The 15,243-nt window shown below is 64.4% G+C and carries 11 protein-coding genes; 8 read left to right on the top strand and 3 right to left on the bottom strand.

The window, feature by feature from the left end; all coding sequences use genetic code 11:
- Both glnA and ABZE94_RS13930 read right to left on the bottom strand, forming a co-directional pair.
- Nucleotides 1-1,298 (bottom strand): type I glutamate--ammonia ligase (gene glnA / locus ABZE94_RS13935; RefSeq protein ID WP_372876108.1); only part of this gene is annotated, 1,298 nt, incomplete at its 3' end.
- A gap of 144 nt (nucleotides 1,299-1,442) precedes the next feature.
- Entirely contained in the window at nucleotides 1,443-1,667 is a 225-nt protein-coding gene (locus tag ABZE94_RS13930; RefSeq protein ID WP_372876109.1) for a hypothetical protein, read from the bottom strand.
- On the opposite strand from ABZE94_RS13930, the gene thiI reads away from it, so the two are divergent.
- From thiI to ABZE94_RS13910, 4 genes are all read left to right on the top strand, one after another.
- Nucleotides 1,630-3,084, top strand: a complete 1,455-nt coding sequence (thiI, locus tag ABZE94_RS13925; RefSeq protein ID WP_372876107.1) for a tRNA uracil 4-sulfurtransferase ThiI — start codon at nucleotides 1,630-1,632, stop codon at nucleotides 3,082-3,084. The genes ABZE94_RS13930 and thiI overlap by 38 nt on opposite strands.
- A gap of 161 nt (nucleotides 3,085-3,245) precedes the next feature.
- A complete protein-coding gene (gene typA / locus ABZE94_RS13920) occupies nucleotides 3,246-5,060 on the top strand; it encodes a translational GTPase TypA (protein WP_372876106.1) in 1,815 nt (604 codons plus the stop codon).
- A gap of 425 nt (nucleotides 5,061-5,485) precedes the next feature.
- Nucleotides 5,486-9,043, top strand: a complete 3,558-nt coding sequence (locus ABZE94_RS13915; protein WP_372876105.1) for a DUF2339 domain-containing protein — start codon at nucleotides 5,486-5,488, stop codon at nucleotides 9,041-9,043.
- Nucleotides 9,040-10,398: a DUF3999 domain-containing protein gene (locus ABZE94_RS13910; protein WP_372876104.1), complete on the top strand. Its 1,359-nt coding sequence runs from the start codon at nucleotides 9,040-9,042 to the stop codon at nucleotides 10,396-10,398. Before ABZE94_RS13915 ends, ABZE94_RS13910 begins: the two co-directional genes overlap by 4 nt.
- Before the next feature lie 8 nt (nucleotides 10,399-10,406).
- Here ABZE94_RS13910 and ABZE94_RS13905 read toward each other — a convergent pair whose 3' ends face one another.
- A complete protein-coding gene (locus ABZE94_RS13905) occupies nucleotides 10,407-10,808 on the bottom strand; it encodes a YkgJ family cysteine cluster protein (RefSeq protein ID WP_372876103.1) in 402 nt (133 codons plus the stop codon).
- A gap of 388 nt (nucleotides 10,809-11,196) precedes the next feature.
- Here ABZE94_RS13905 and ABZE94_RS13900 point away from each other — a divergent pair, with 388 nt between their 5' ends.
- The 4 genes from ABZE94_RS13900 to ABZE94_RS13885 all read left to right on the top strand — a co-directional run bounded on the left by ABZE94_RS13900 (nucleotide 11,197) and on the right by ABZE94_RS13885 (nucleotide 14,884).
- A complete protein-coding gene (locus tag ABZE94_RS13900) occupies nucleotides 11,197-12,846 on the top strand; it encodes a histidine kinase N-terminal 7TM domain-containing protein (protein ID WP_372876102.1) in 1,650 nt (549 codons plus the stop codon).
- Between the two features lie 91 nt (nucleotides 12,847-12,937).
- The gene (locus tag ABZE94_RS13895) at nucleotides 12,938-13,945 is read left to right on the top strand and encodes a class 1 fructose-bisphosphatase (RefSeq protein WP_372876101.1); all 1,008 of its coding nucleotides are present in this window, start codon (nucleotides 12,938-12,940) and stop codon (nucleotides 13,943-13,945) included.
- 3 nt (nucleotides 13,946-13,948) lie between these two features.
- Nucleotides 13,949-14,551 (top strand): DUF924 family protein, encoded by a 603-nt coding sequence (locus ABZE94_RS13890; RefSeq protein ID WP_372876100.1) that lies wholly within the window; start codon nucleotides 13,949-13,951, stop codon nucleotides 14,549-14,551.
- Between the two features lie 78 nt (nucleotides 14,552-14,629).
- A complete protein-coding gene (locus ABZE94_RS13885; RefSeq protein ID WP_372876099.1) occupies nucleotides 14,630-14,884 on the top strand; it encodes a hypothetical protein in 255 nt (84 codons plus the stop codon).
- Nucleotides 14,885-15,243: the final 359 nt, after the last annotated feature.

Here is a 15,243-nt window from a genome sequence, read left to right as displayed (position 1 = left end):
ACGCCGCCCTTGGTCAGGAACGCGCGGCCCTTGTCCAGCTCTTCCAGGGCTTCTTTCAGGCTGCCGCAGACTTGCGGGATCAGCTTGCCTTCTTCCGGCGGCAGGTCATAGAGGTTCTTGTCGGCAGCATCGCCGGGGTGGATCTTGTTCTGGATACCGTCGATACCGGCCATCAGCAGCGCGGCGAAGGCCAGGTACGGGTTGGCTGCCGGATCCGGGAAGCGCGCCTCGATGCGGCGGGCTTTCGGGCTGGAAACGTACGGGATGCGGATCGAGGCAGAACGGTTGCGGGCCGAGTAGGCCAGCATGACCGGTGCTTCGAAGCCCGGGACCAGGCGCTTGTAGGAGTTGGTCGACGGGTTGGTGAAGCCGTTCAGCGCCTTGCCGTGCTTGATGATGCCGCCGATGAAGTAAAGGGCGGTCTCGGACAGGCCAGCATAGCCTTCGCCGGCGAAGGTGTTCTTGCCGTCTTTGCTGATCGACATGTGTACGTGCATGCCCGAACCGTTGTCGCCGTACAGTGGCTTCGGCATGAAGGTCGCGGTCTTGCCGTAGGCGTCGGCGACATTGTGCACGCAGTACTTGAGGGTCTGAACTTCGTCGGCCTTGTTGACCAGGGTGTTGAACTTCACGCCGATTTCGTTCTGGCCGGCAGTCGCCACTTCGTGGTGGTGAACTTCGATGACCAGGCCCATCTCTTCCATGGCGTTACACATGGCGGTACGGATTTCGTGGTCGTGGTCGCACGGCGGAACTGGGAAATAGCCGCCTTTGACGGCCGGGCGGTGGCCCTTGTTGCCGCCTTCGATGTCGCCATCGCTGTTCCAGGAACCCTGCTCGGAGTAGATCTTGAACATGGAGCCGGAGATGTCGGATTTGAACTTCACTTCGTCGAAGATGAAGAACTCGGGCTCCGGGCCGACGAATACGGTATCGCCGATGCCGCTGCCTTTGAGGAATTCTTCGGCGCGCTTGGCGATCGAGCGCGGGTCGCGGTCGTAGCCCTGCATGGTGCTCGGCTCGACGATGTCGCAAACCAGGATCAGGGTCGGCTCTTCGGTGAAGGGGTCTAGAACGGCGGTGTCGTCGACCGGCATCAGGATCATGTCGGAGGCTTCGATGCCTTTCCAGCCATGAATGGAAGAGCCATCGAACATTTTGCCGATTTCGAAAAATTCTTCGTCCAGGGCGTCGCGTGCCGGCATGGTCACGTGATGCTGCTTGCCCTTGGTGTCAGTGAAGCGCAGGTCAACCCACTTCACGTCGTGCTCTTTGATCAGTTGAATCGACTTCGACATGCTGTCCTCCAGGTGGATAAGGCTCGAAATGGTGAGCCCTCGATAATTAGGGTGCGGCCGGGCGCGATAGTCCGCCAGGATAACCTGCCTCACAAGGGAGCAAATTCTATGCCAGTGCACAGGAATGGGTTGAATGGCTGAAACTCAGGCATGGCGAGGCCTGCGAATGGCCGTGGTGAAATTACTTGCACCAAAATAGCCCGCAATGGCATCGCTATGCGCCATAAAGGTGCGCAGTGCCGGGCTAATGGTATTTTTGATCAAAGCTTGCACGATTTCCGCTATAATCCGCGCCCCTGTTTTCTTAGCCGTCTCGGTATGCGCCGTTTTAATGAAACTGATCGTTAAAGTCTTTCCAGAAATCACCATCAAGAGCCGCCCGGTGCGTAAGCACTTTATCCGGCAATTGGCGAAGAACATCCGTTCGGTGCTGCGCGATCTCGATCCGCAGCTGCTGGTCAGTGGTGTGTGGGACAACCTGGAAGTCGAGACCCGGATCAGCGAGGCGAAAACCCTGCAGGCGATGATCGAGCGGCTCAGCTGCACCCCCGGCATCACCCATTTCCTCCAGGTCGACGAATACCCGCTGGGCGATTTCGACGATGTGCTGGACAAATGCAAGCGCCACTTCGGCGACCGCTTGCCGGGCAAGATCTTCGCCGTGCGCTGCAAGCGTGCCGGCAAGCATGCCTTCAGCTCCATGGATGTCGAGCGCTATGTCGGCAGCCAGTTGCGCCAGCAATGTGGCGCCGCCGGCATCGACCTGAAGCAGCCCGAAGTCGAAGTGCGCATGGAGATCCGCGACCAGCGCCTGTTCGTCATCCATAACCAGCACCAGGGCCTGGGCGGTTATCCGCTGGGATCGCTGGAGCAGACCCTGGTGCTGATGTCCGGCGGTTTCGATTCCACGGTCGCCGCCTATCAGATGATGCGCCGCGGTCTGGTCACCCATTTCTGCTTCTTCAACCTGGGCGGCCGTGCCCACGAGTTGGGGGTGATGGAAGTGGCGCATTACCTGTGGCAGAAGTTCGGCAGTTCCCAGCGCGTGCTGTTTATCAGCGTGCCCTTCGAGGAAGTGCTCGGCGAGATTCTCGGCAAGGTCGACAACAGCCAGATGGGCGTGATCCTCAAGCGCATGATGCTGCGCGCCTCCACGCACATGGCCGAACAGCTGCAGATCAATGCCCTGGTCACCGGCGAGGCGATTTCCCAGGTCTCCAGTCAGACCCTGCCCAACCTCTCGGTGATCGATTCGGCCACCGACATGTTGGTGCTGCGCCCGCTGATCGCCAGCCACAAGCAGGACATCATCGACACCGCCACCGCCATCGGCACCGCCGAGTTTGCCAAGCACATGCCGGAGTATTGCGGCGTGATCTCGGTGAATCCGACCACCCGGGCGAAGAAGGAGCGCATCGAACACGAAGAGCGCCAGTTCGATATGGCGGTTCTCCAGCGCGCCCTCGAGCGCGCGACCTTGCTGCCGATCGACAAGGTGATCGACGAACTGGGCAAGGACGTCAAGGTCGAGGAAGTCAGCGAAGCCCTGGCCAGTCATGTCATCATTGACATCCGTCACCCGGATAACGCCGAAGAGCAGCCATTAGAGCTGCCCGGTATCGAAGTGCAAACGCTGCCGTTCTATGCCTTGAACAGTCGCTTCAAAGAGCTGGATGCCAATCGTCAATACCTGCTGTATTGCGACAAGGGCGTCATGAGTCGTTTGCATGCCCACCACCTGCTTAGCGAGGGGTATGCCAATGTGCGCGTTTATCGTCCGGCATAAGACGCCCGGGTTGAATGGCGGCAGCATCCGCCATCGCCCTCCCGACCTGCAGGCGGGGTAAAAGCCGCTGCGCTTTTGCACCGTCTGGCCGAATTCGTATTTAGTTAATGTCCGCCGCGTAAACTATGCGGCAAACCGAATCCTCTGATCGAGATGCACCCGTGATCGAAAATCTACGCAACATCGCCATCATCGCCCACGTCGACCATGGCAAGACCACCCTGGTTGACGCCCTGCTGCGCCAGTCCGGCACCCTCGAGCGCAACGAGCTCGACACCGAGCGCCTGATGGACAGCAACGACCAGGAAAAAGAGCGCGGCATTACCATCCTGGCGAAAAACACCGCGATCAACTGGAACGGCCATCACATCAACATCGTCGACACCCCCGGCCACGCCGACTTCGGCGGCGAAGTCGAGCGCGTGATGTCGATGGTCGACTCGGTGCTGCTGGTGGTCGATGCCCAGGACGGCCCGATGCCGCAGACCCGCTTCGTGACCCAGAAAGCCTTCCAGGCCGGCCTGCGCCCGATCGTGGTAGTGAACAAGGTCGACCGTCCGGGCGCGCGTCCGGATTGGGTGGTCGAGCAGATCTTCGACCTGTTCGACAACCTCGGCGCGACCGAAGAGCAACTGGACTTTCCGATCGTGTACGCTTCGGCGATCAACGGTGTTGCCGGTCTGGAGCACACCGCCATGGCGGAAGACCTGGTGCCGTTGTACCAGGCCATCGTCGACCACGTACCGGCGCCGAAAGTCGACCGCGACGGCCCGTTCCAGATGCAGATTTCCGCCCTGGACTACAACAGCTTCCTCGGCATCATCGGCGTTGGTCGTATCGCCCGTGGCCGGGTCAAGCCGAACACCCAGGTGGTGGCGATCGACGTGCACGGCAAGCGCCGTAACGGTCGTATCCTCAAGCTGATGGGCCACCACGGCCTGCACCGCGTCGACGTCGACGAAGCCGCCGCTGGCGACATCGTCTGCATCAGCGGTTTCGATCAGCTGTTCATCTCCGACACCCTGTGCGACCCGCAGAACGTCGAAGCCATGACCCCGCTGTCCGTGGACGAGCCGACCGTTGCCATGACCTTCCAGGTCAACGACTCGCCGTTCTGCGGCAAGGAAGGCAAGTTCGTCACCAGCCGCAACATCAAGGAGCGTCTGGACAAGGAGCTGCTGTACAACGTGGCCCTGCGCGTCGAAGAAGGCGACACCGCCGACAAGTTCAAGGTCTCCGGCCGTGGCGAGCTGCACCTCTCGGTACTGATCGAAACCATGCGTCGCGAAGGCTTCGAGATGGGCGTTGGTCGTCCGGAAGTGATCATCAAGCTGGTCGATGGCGTCAAGCACGAACCCTATGAGAACGTCACCATCGACGTGCCGGAAGTTTCCCAGGGCGCGCTGATGGAGCAGATGGGTCTGCGCAAAGGCGACCTGACCAACATGGTTCCGGATGGCAAGGGCCGTGTGCGCCTCGAGTACAACATCCCGGCCCGTGGCCTGATCGGTTTCCGCAACGAGTTCCTCACCCTGACCTCCGGTGCCGGCATCATGACCAGCATCTTCGACCGTTACGACGTGATGAAGTCCGGCGACATGTCCGGCCGGCAGAACGGCGTACTGGTATCGGTCGCCACCGGCAAGGCGCTGACCTACTCGCTGGAAACCCTGCAGGCGCGCGGCAAGCTGTTCGTCGAGCACGGCCAGGACATCTACGAAGGTCAGATCGTCGGCCTCAACAGCCGCGACAACGACATGGGTGTGAACCCGACCAAGGGCAAGAAGCTCGACAACATGCGTGCTTCCGGCAAGGACGAAACCATCGCCCTGGTGCCGCCGGTGCGCTTCACCCTGGAACAGGCCTTGGAATTCATCCAGGACGACGAGCTGTGCGAAGTCACGCCGAAGTCGATCCGCCTGCGCAAGAAAATCCTGGGCGAAAGCGAGCGTAACCGCGCCGCCAAGAAAGGCTGATAACCCGGCCGCATGACTGAAAAGCCCCCGTCAACGTGAGTTGGCGGGGGCTTTTTTGTGGCTCGCAGTTACGTGTTGCATGCAGTAATCCGTGTAACAGCCAGCTTGCCGTGGTCCGGCACTCCGGCAATGCTTTTGTGCTGTTCGTTGGCCCGGATCGCCAGCAAGGACCAGGCGTCCCCTTGGCTCCTACAGATCCCGCGCTTTGGTCTAACTGGGGCATAACCTTGTTGACGGTGTGCGGTTTCCTGTGCGGGTGAAAACGCCAATGGCAAATTCACTGTGCCTGTGAAGTGGCTAACCTTCGTCTGTACAAGACGAACAGGTTCGGCCGATATACTCGCTACCCGCCTTGAATGCGGCTGCGATTTGCCGTCGTGCCGGGGCGCCGGGGTTTTGCATCAATCGATTTGGGAACGCACTGCATGCAATGGATCTTCATGCTGGTCGGGCTGGTGTTGGGGGCTCTGGTCGCGGAGTCGCCGACAGGCGCGCTGTTGGGTGGCTTGGTCGGCCTGGGCATGGCTCAGGCGCTCAAGCTCAGGGGGCTGCAAGCCCAGAACGCCGAATTGCTGAGGCAGCAGAAAAGCTTCGCCGAGCGCTTCGAGCAGGGCACCCAGGCCATCCATGAACGACTGCTCAAGGTCGAGGCGCAGTCTGCGCCGGCGCAAGAGTCGACGCCGGCCGAGAGGGCGCCCGTCGCCGCTGAGACGGAACTGACCTGGGAGCTGCCGCCGGAGGTTCGCGCGCAAGCCGAGGCAGACCCCGAGCCTGCGCCGGGCAGTAGCGACGCCTGGACCCAGGCGGCGGATCAGCCAGGTGCCGAGCCCGCTGCGCGCCAACCGGTCAAGCCACGCGAACCTTCGCCGATCGAACGCGGCATCGCTCGGGCCCGGGCCTGGCTGTTCGGTGGCAATACCGTGCTGCGCATCGGCGTGCTGCTGCTGTTCCTCGGCCTGGCCTTTCTCTTGCGCTACGCCACCGAAGGCATGGTGGTGCCGGTGCAGGTGCGTTACGCCGGGGTGGCGGCCAGCGCCATCGCCTTGCTCGGCCTGGGCTGGTGGTTGCGCCTGCGCAACCCGAACTACGGCCTGATGCTGCAAGGCGCGGGCATTGCCGTGCTGTACCTGACGATCTTCGCCGCCATGCGCCTGCATCCGTTGCTCGCGCCGGCGCAGGCCTTCACTCTGCTGTTGCTCGTGACTCTCTGCTCGGCAATTCTCGCGGTGACGCAGAACGCCCTGGGGCTGGCGGCCGCGGCCGCGCTCGGCGGTTTCGCCGCGCCCATCCTGACCTCGACCGGCAGCGGCAACCATGTCGCGCTGTTTAGCTATTTCGTCCTGCTCAACAGCGCCATCCTGGCCATCGCCTGGTTCAAGACCTGGCGCCTGCTCAACCTGATCGGCTTCGTCGGCACCTTCGGCATTGGTTTCGCCTGGGGCCTGGGTGCCTACACTCCCGAGTTGCTGGGGAGCACCGAGCCGTTCCTGCTGCTGTTCTTCCTGATGTACGTGGCCATCGGCCTGTTGTTCGCCAGGCGCAAGCTGGGCGAGGCCGGGGCGGCGCCCGAGGGGCGCGCTGAACGGCTGCGCTGGGCGGCGCGCCAGGGAGATTATGTCGACGCCACCGTGCTGTTCGGCCCGCCGCTGGTGGGTTTCGGCCTGCAGTTTGCGCTGGTGCGGCATCTCGAGTTCGCCGCCGCCTTCAGCGCGCTGGCGCTGGGCTTGTTCTACCTGGGCCTGGCGCTGCTGCTGGCCAGGCGCACGGAAGGCCGCGCCCTGCTGCTGGTGGAAACCTGCCTGGCGCTGGGGGTGGTGTTCGGCAGCCTGGCGATTCCCCTGGGCCTGGATGCGCGCTGGACCTCGGCCGCCTGGGCGGTGGAGGGCGCCGGCATCTTCTGGCTGGGGTTGCGTCAGCGGCGCAGCCTGGCCCGCGCCTTCGCCCTGCTGTTGCAAGCGGGCGCGGCGCTGGCCTCTCTCGGCGAATTGAGTCCGGGGCAGGACAGCCTGCTGGCCGGTCCGCCCCTGGGTGCGCTGATGCTCGGCGCGGCCTTGCTGTTCAGCTTCTACAGGCTGCGTCAGGCGGGCGACGATCAGGCCTCGGCCTGGGAGCGGCGCGGCTTGCCGGTGTTGGCCTGCGCCGGCCTGGCGTTTCTCTACCTGCTCGCGCCGCTGTGTTTCAACGCCGAGGCCACGGCGATCAGCTGGGCCCTGGCTGGCCTGGCCACCTTGTTCATCGGTTTGCGCCTGCAGTCGCGGACTTTCCTGTTCAGTGCCTTTGCCGTGCAGTTGCTCGGCGGTGCGCTGTTCCTGTTGCAGCTGGATGCGGCCTCGGGCATCGGCAGTGGCGCGTTCGCTGCCGGTTGGCGCGGCTTGCTGAGCGCCTCGCTGATCGGTCTGGCGCTGATCGGCGGCATGCTGCTGGCGGCGCGCGATAGCCAGGTCAGCCGCGATAGGCGGCTGATGCGCGGGCTGTCGCTGGTCTTGCTGGTCGGGCTGCTGTTCGTCAACCTGGCGGTGCTGTTCGTCCTGCCCTGGCAGAGCGCCAGCGCGGTCTGGGGCGGCAGCGGCCTGTTGATCGTCTGGCTCAGCCTGCAGTTGCAGCAGCGTGCCGGTTTCGTCTTCGGCCTGTTGCTGCAGGGGTTCGGCGGTCTGTCGTTCCTGGTCGCCAGCCCGCTGCTGTTCGCCCCGCTCGGCGGCGAAGGCCTGCGCCCGCTGGGCCATGCCGGGTTCTGGACACCGGCGGTGCTGGCCATCGCCGCCCTGGTCGGTGCCTGGCGCCTGCAGCAGGTGGCGCGCCTTGAACGGGCCACTGCGCTGCCGGCTTTGAGCCTGCAGCGCTTGTCGCAGCTGCTGCTGGTCTGGGGCGCCGGCTGGTGGGCGCTGAGCCTGGCCGGCGAAATCCTGCGGTTTGCCGCGCCTGCGCTGCAGGCGCCGCTGTTGCTGCTGGGTGCGGCCCTGAGTGTGGTGCTGTGGCTGCTGGTTGCCGTGCGGGTGCAGTGGCGGGCCATGGCGCTGCTGTGCACGCTGCTGGTACCGGTGGCGGCGCTGATCCTGCTGTCTGCCTGGCACCTCGAGTATCACCCGCTGGCGGACTTCGGTTGGCTCGGCTGGGGCGTGCTGTTCGCTGTGCATCTGCTGGCGCTGCGGCGCCTGAGCGCTCTGCTGCCGGCCGGCGCGCTGAGCGCCGCCCATGTGCTGGGCTGCTGGCTGATCCTCGGCGTGCTGGCCCTTGAGCTGCGCTACCTGCTCTATCTGCTGGCGCAGCATTACAACGCCTGGCGCTGGCTGGGTTGGGCGCTGCTGCCGAGCCTGTATCTGCTGCTGATGGCGACACCGCGCCAGTGGCCCTGGCCGGTAGCGGCGTATCCGCGCGAGTACCGGCTGTTGGCCGCCGCGCCGCTGGCGCTGTCGATGCTCGCCTGGTTCTGGCTGGCCAATATCGCCAGCGATGGCGCCGCCGAGCCGCTGCCCTATCTGCCTCTGCTCAACCCGCTGGAGCTGGGCTTGCTGATCAGCCTGTTCGCGATTTTCCACTGGCTGCGCAGCGCCTTGGCGCAACTCGGCCTGGCGACTGTGCTACGGGGCCAGTTGCCCCAGCTGCTGGCCGGCATTTCGCTGTTTGCCCTGCTGACCGCGGCGGTGCTGCGCGGGTCTCACCATTGGGGCGGTGTGCCTTACCAGCTGCAGGCGCTGCTCGAGTCGATGCTGGTGCAGGCGGGGTTGTCCATCGTCTGGACCCTGATCGCCCTGCCGCTGATGATAGTCGGCCACCTGCGCGCGCGGCGCGAGCTGTGGCTGGTCGGTGCGGTCCTGATCGGCGTGGTGGTGGCCAAGCTGTTCTTCGTCGAGCTGGGCAATCAGGGCGGCCTGGAGCGCATCGTCTCCTTTATCGCGGTGGGCGTGTTGCTGTTGATCGTCGGCTATTTCGCGCCGCTGCCGCCCCGGCAGGCGGCGCCCGCAACGGAGCAGGTGCAGCTATGAGCAGGTTGATCGGTGTGCGTGGCTGGGTCCTGACGTTGCTGGCCCTGCTCGCCCCTCTGGCGGTGGGGCAGGAAAGCGCCAGTGACTACGCCATCCAGGTGCCGCTGAGCCTGAGCGGGGAAGGTCCCTGGTATCGCCTGGAATTGCCGATGGCCTTGCATATGGCCGCGCGTCACGCCGACCTGCGCGACCTGCGGGTGTTCAACGGCGCTGGCGAAGCGCAGGCCTATGCCCTGAGCCTGGGCGGTGCCCGGCAGCGCGAGACGCAGCAGGACACCGCGGTGAAGTGGTTCCCCCTGCGTGGCCCGCTGCATGCCGAGCAGAGCCCCGGAGTGCGGGTGCGGCGCAGTACCAGCGGTACCCTGGTCGAGGTGCTGGCCGACGATGCGCCGCATGCCGCTGAAGAGGTACTGCGCGGCTGGTTGCTCGACACCAGTGCCATCGAGGCGCCGCTGCACAAGCTGATTCTCGACTGGAGCGCCGAGCGCGAGGGCTTTCAGCGTTTCAGTATCGAGGCCAGCGATGACCTGCAGCACTGGCGCGCCTGGGACGATGGGCAGATTGCCCGGCTGTCGTTTGCCGACGAGCGCATCGATCAGCGTGAAGTCCGCCTGCCGGGCCAGTCCGCGCGTTACCTGCGCCTGCTCTGGAGCAGCCCCCGGCAGGCTCCGCAGCTGTTGTCCGCGCGGCTGCTGAGTGCCGGCAACGACAGGCCGGCGGCGCTGAGCTGGTCGGCGGATTTGTCGCCGAGCAGCGCCAAGCCCGGCGAGTACCGCTGGGACCTGCCCCTGGCGCTGCCGTTGCAGGGCGTGCGGGTCGAGCTGGCCGAGGCCAATACCCTGGCGCCGGTGAGCGTCACGGGCCGACGTGAGGGCAAGGTGCGGTGGCAGCCACTGGCGCGCGGCCTGCTCTACCGTCTGCCGCAGGATGGCCAGGAGGTGCTGCACGACGAACTGGAACTGCACGGCGTGCCGGTGCAGCAGTTGCGCGTGCAGGTGGATGAGCGCGGCGGCGGCCTGGGCAGTGCCGCGCCGAGCCTCCGGGTCGGTATCCGTGCGACCCAGGTGGTGTTCCTCGCCCGCGGCGCACCGCCCTATGTGCTGGCCATCGGCAAGGCGACGGGCAGCGCGGCGAGCCTGCCGCTGAGCACCCTGATTCCCGGTTACGATGACCAGCGCCTGGCGGCCCTGGGCGTGGCAACCGCGACGCCCCTGATCGAGGCCGCGGCAGGCGCCGAGCAGGCGCCAGGCTGGGACTGGCAGCGCCTGGGGCTCTGGGGCGTGTTGCTCGCCGGGGTCGGCCTGCTGGTGCTGATGGCCTGGAGCCTGTTGCGCGCCAGACCCAGCAAGCCCTGAGGCGTGATTCAGCTCAGCGCTTTCGGCTTGTACGCGCAGTAGCCGGGCCGCGGGCCGATCTTCGGATGGTTGCGGCAGGTGTCCGGGCGCTTGTCGTAGATGGTGCACAGGCGCGTCTTGCGATCCAGGTACAGGCAGTCGTTGTTGCTCATGCGGATCAGGGTGAAGATCCCCGACTTCTGGTTGAAACGCTCGACGATGCCCTCTTTCTGCAGGCGCTTGGCGATATTCTTCGGCGGCTCGCCACGCTCGAAGTCGTCGACCACGCCGATGCGGATCAGGTCACCGATGCGCACCTCGACCGGCAGCGTGCAGCAGCTGGACATGCAGCTATGGCACATGTCGCTGGTGTATTTGGCCCAGGTGTCCAGGCGGTCGAGTTCGGCGGCGGCGATCAGGTTGTTCTTCATGGGGCTATGGGCGCGTAATGGCTGGGCGGCGGGCGATGATAGCGGCGTTGGCGGATTTGTGAATCAACATCTGCTCGCTGGTCGGTTTTCTTTGCGCAAGCACGGCCGTATTCAACCGTACGGCCGGCAGTCTGGAGCTAAACCCTGGTGGCACAGGTTCGCCGCGGCAGCCATGCTGGTTTTCGGCGAGCCAGCGCTCAGGCTGAATAAAACCCTCAGGAATATAGGGTGACCTGCAGTATCTTTGACGCTGCCGGCACAGTGCTGCGGTTTTCTATCAACGTTTCGGGTCAGGATGGCCTTTGCGCATGTCACTTCGCCGTGCTCTCCCCTTGCTGAATCAGATTTTCCTGGCGTTGCCTCATGCCCGTGCCCCGCAGGTGGGGCCGTGAGCGCTTGTGCGGGCTCGGGCTGGGCGCTGAGTGTGCCGGTGGCGCTGACCGGCCTGGTCTGCATCGGCGTGCTGCTGTTGACGCGTTGGGTTACCCGGCAGCGCTACTTCCCGGGGCGCGAGACGTTTATTCTGCTGCATGCGGCCAGCCTCTGGTGGATGCTCGCCGCCGCCTTGGAAATGGCCGCGCAGTTGGCCGAGTGCAAGGTGTTCTGGGCGAGCATGGCCTGGCCGGGGATCCTCTCGGTGCCGGCCTTCTGGGCGATATTCCTCTGGCAGTACGTCAATAGCGTGCGTGAGCCTTTGCCGTTGCGCCATATGCTGGGCCTGAGCGTGGTGCCCGTGGTGATCTGGCTGGTGGCCCTGAGCAATCCCTGGCATGGCTGGTTTTACGGCGCGGGGACGGCCGCGCTCTCGGCCGAACCGGGCGCCCCCGTACGTTACCAGCACGGTCCGCTGTTCTACGCGGCCGCGGCCTACCTTTACCTGTTCATGGCCTTCAGCATGGGCGTGGTGATTCGTGCGGCGGTCTTCAGTGTTGGCGTCTACCGTCGGCATTATCTGGCCTTTGTGCTGCTGACCGCCCTGCCCTGGGCGGCCAACATCGGCTACATCGGCTTTGGTTGGACCGTGTTCGGCTTCGACCCGACGCCCTTCAGTTTTGCCTTTACCCTGGCGGCATTTGCCTGGTTGATCCTCGGGGTGCGCCTGTTCGATCTGTTGCCGGTAGCGCGCCATCTGCTGCTGGAAGCCTTGCTCGACCCGGTGCTGGTGGTCGATCCGCAGTTGCGAGTGATCGAGAGCAACCCCGAGGCGCTCAAGCTGGCCGGCTTGCAGGGTGATTGGCAGGGTCGCAAATTGAACGATTGGCCGGTATTCGGCCAAGACTTGCAGGCGTTGATGCAGGGGCCGGTCAGCGCCAGCCGCAACCAGTTGCTGACCCTGGCCAGTTCGTTGCGCTACTTCGAGGTGCGCATTCGGGTGATCGAGCGGGGCACGTGCCAGGGCTCCATGCTGCTCGGGCACATGCTCTATCTGCGCGATGTCACCCAGCGTTATCTCAGCGAGCTGAAGCTGGCCGAAGCGCTGGCCATCAGCGAGGAGCGTCTGCGCACCATTTCCTGTCTGCATGAGCAGTTGCAGGAGCAGGCACTGCGCGATCCACTGACCGGCTTGTACAACCGCCGCTACCTCGACGAGTTCTTCAGCCGTGAGCTGGCTCGCGCCGAGCGTGAGCGGGCGCCGCTGGCGCTGGCCCTGATCGACCTCGATCATTTCAAGCAGCTCAACGACGAGCACGGCCATCTGGCAGGCGACGATGTGCTCAAGGCTGTGGCGCAGCGCTTGCTGGGCAGCCTGCGCGCCTCGGATGCGGTGTTTCGCATTGGCGGCGAGGAGTTCTTGCTGATCCTGCCGGGGGTCGATGCGCAGGAGGCGCGCACGCGTCTGGAGTCGATTTGTCAGGGGCTGGCCGCCAGCCCGCTGCCTACACGTAGCGGTACGCGTACGGTGACCCTGTCGGCTGGCCTGGCCCTGTGGCCTGCGCAAGGCCGCGCGCTGGATGAACTCCTGCATGCGGCCGATGTCGCACTCTACGAGGCGAAACGGGCGGGGCGCAACCGCGTGCAGCTGTGCACGCAAGTTTGAGCCGCTTCGCCCCCATCCATCCCGGGGCGGAGGCGCTGCCGTCCGTAAAGGGTTAAACTGCGCACGATTTCTTTCCTTCCCGGAGCCGTCCATGTCCCGCGTTACCCTGAGCCGCTATCTGATCGAACAGACCCGCAGCCACAACACTCCCGCCGATCTGCGGTTCCTTATCGAAGTGGTGGCACGGGCCTGCAAGGCCATCAGCCATCAGGTGTCGAAGGGTGCCCTGGGTGGCGTGCTCGGCAGCATGGAAACCGAGAACGTGCAGGGCGAGGTGCAGAAGAAGCTCGACGTACTGTCCAACGAGATTCTGCTGGAGGCCAACGAGTGGGGCGGTCACCTGGCCGGCATGGCCTCGGAAGAAATGGACAACGCCTACCAGATTCCCGGCAAGTACCCGAAAGGCGCCTACCTGCTGGTATTCGACCCGCTGGACGGCTCCTCCAACATCGACGTCAACGTCTCGGTCGGCACCATCTTCTCGGTATTGCGCTGCCCCGACCGTAATGGCGAATGCGGCGACCTCGGTGAAGAGGCCTTCCTCCAACCGGGTACCGAGCAAGTCGCCGCCGGCTATGCGATCTACGGCCCGCAGACCATGCTGCTGCTGACCCTGGGCAATGGCGTCAAGGGCTTCACCCTGGACCGCGAATTGGGCAGCTTCGTCCTGACCCACGACGACATCAAGGTGCCGCAAACCACCCAGGAATTCGCCATCAACATGTCCAACCAGCGCCACTGGGAAGCACCGGTACAGCGCTATGTCGGCGAGTTGCTGGCCGGCGAAAGCGGGCCATTGGAAAAGAACTACAACATGCGCTGGATCGCCTCCATGGTCGCCGATGTGCACCGTATCCTCACCCGTGGCGGCCTGTTCATGTATCCGCGCGACAGCCGCGAGCCGGAAAAGCCAGGTAAGCTGCGCTTGATGTACGAAGCCAATCCGATGTCCTTCATCATCGAACAGGCTGGAGGCGCCGCGACCGATGGTTGCCAGCGCATTCTCGATATCCAGCCGACCTCCCTGCACCAGCGTGTGGCGGTCTTTCTTGGCTCCAAGGAAGAAGTCGAGCGCGTGACCGCCTACCACCAGGAGTGAGCCATGAACAAGCCTTGGCAGCCATTGCTCGACTGGTGGTTCGGTAGCGCGACGACGGCCGCCGAGGTGGCTGCGGCGCGTTCCGCACTGTGGTTCGGCAAGCAGGATAGCCAGGACCTTGATGCGCGTGAGCGCTTTGCCGGGTTGGTGGAGCAGGCGCTGGCCGGCGAGTTGGCCGACTGGGCGGATTCGCCGCAGGGCTGGCTGGCGCTGATCCTGCTGCTGGATCAGATGCCGCGGATGATTTTCCGCGACAGCCCGCGGGCCTTCGCCGGCGACGACCTGGCCCGGCAACTGGTGCTCGCCGGGCTGGACGAGGAGCGAGAAGAGCTGCTGACGCCGCTGCAGCGGGTGTTCGTCTACCTGGTGCTGGAACATGCCGAGGACCTTCTCCTGCAGGACGAGGCGGTGCGCCGTTTCACCCGCCTGCTGTCCGTCGCGCCGCCCGCCGAGCGGGCGTTGTTTGCCGATTATCTGGATTACGCCGAGCGGCATCGCCAGGTGATTGCCCGGTTTGCACGCTTTCCCCATCGCAATGCCGTGCTGGGCCGGGCCTCGACCGCGGAAGAGCTGGCCTTCCTGCAGGAACCCGGCTCGCGTTTCTGACATCCGATCGGGCAGCTGCTAGCTTGTCCTTCTTTCAATTTTTAAGCCAATTGTGAAGCCAATTCTGGAGCCCGTCCCATGTCGTTGCGCAATTTCGCCGTGCTGTTGTGTTGTGTGTTGCTGGCTGCCTGCAGCAAGGTCAATCAGGACAATTATTCCAAGCTCAAGTCCGGGATGAGCAAGCCGGAGGTCGAGCAGTTGCTCGGTGCACCCAGCGAGTGCACAGGCGTCTTGGGCATCACCAGCTGCACCTGGGGCGACGAGCAGAGTTTCATCAGCGTGCAGTACGCCGGCGACAAGGTGGTGATGTTCTCGGGCAAGGGCCTGAAATAAGGCGCTGGCAATGCGCATCCTCGCGGGTTTGTCAGCAGACCGTTGAAAAACTATCTGCGTTGCCGATTCGTCGTTAAAAACGGGCTCGTGTGCGAGCTCGGGCTAGGCGCCCCCGACTAGTGTCGTGCCCTTGGATCACGCTAGGGTGGGTTGGGCGCACGCTGCCGATAGCGATGAACCAGCAAGATCTGTTGCGCCGAAACCCACCCTCGGCGCAACGCAGGGATGTCGCTTGGAGGGTTGCGCGGCGCGCCACGATGGCGGTTCCCGATCGTTTGGGGGGGGCGCTAACCCACCCTGCAGAGGGGATCGCGGTACCTGGGTAAGACCGCGATTAACCGGCATTTCAGCCTTGTCGT

It is taken from the genome of Pseudomonas sp. (genome assembly GCF_041601375.1).
GTDB lineage: Bacteria > Pseudomonadota > Gammaproteobacteria > Pseudomonadales > Pseudomonadaceae > Aquipseudomonas.
This window is presented reverse-complemented; position numbering and strand designations above follow the sequence as displayed.

Bases quoted from the DNA above. Each gene is read 5' to 3' on its own strand.
- ABZE94_RS13930 (WP_372876109.1), bottom strand. From the start codon at position 1,667: ATGGTGATTTCTGGAAAGACTTTAACGATCAGTTTCATTAAAACGGCG.
- ABZE94_RS13915 (WP_372876105.1), top strand. From the start codon at position 5,486: ATGCAATGGATCTTCATGCTGGTCGGGCTGGTGTTGGGGGCTCTGGTC.
- ABZE94_RS13890 (WP_372876100.1), top strand. From the start codon at position 13,949: ATGAACAAGCCTTGGCAGCCATTGCTCGACTGGTGGTTCGGTAGCGCG.
- ABZE94_RS13885 (WP_372876099.1), top strand. From the start codon at position 14,630: ATGTCGTTGCGCAATTTCGCCGTGCTGTTGTGTTGTGTGTTGCTGGCT.
- ABZE94_RS13910 (WP_372876104.1), top strand. From the start codon at position 9,040: ATGAGCAGGTTGATCGGTGTGCGTGGCTGGGTCCTGACGTTGCTGGCC.
- ABZE94_RS13895 (WP_372876101.1), top strand. From the start codon at position 12,938: ATGTCCCGCGTTACCCTGAGCCGCTATCTGATCGAACAGACCCGCAGC.
- ABZE94_RS13905 (WP_372876103.1), bottom strand. From the start codon at position 10,808: ATGAAGAACAACCTGATCGCCGCCGCCGAACTCGACCGCCTGGACACC.
- thiI (WP_372876107.1), top strand. From the start codon at position 1,630: ATGAAACTGATCGTTAAAGTCTTTCCAGAAATCACCATCAAGAGCCGC.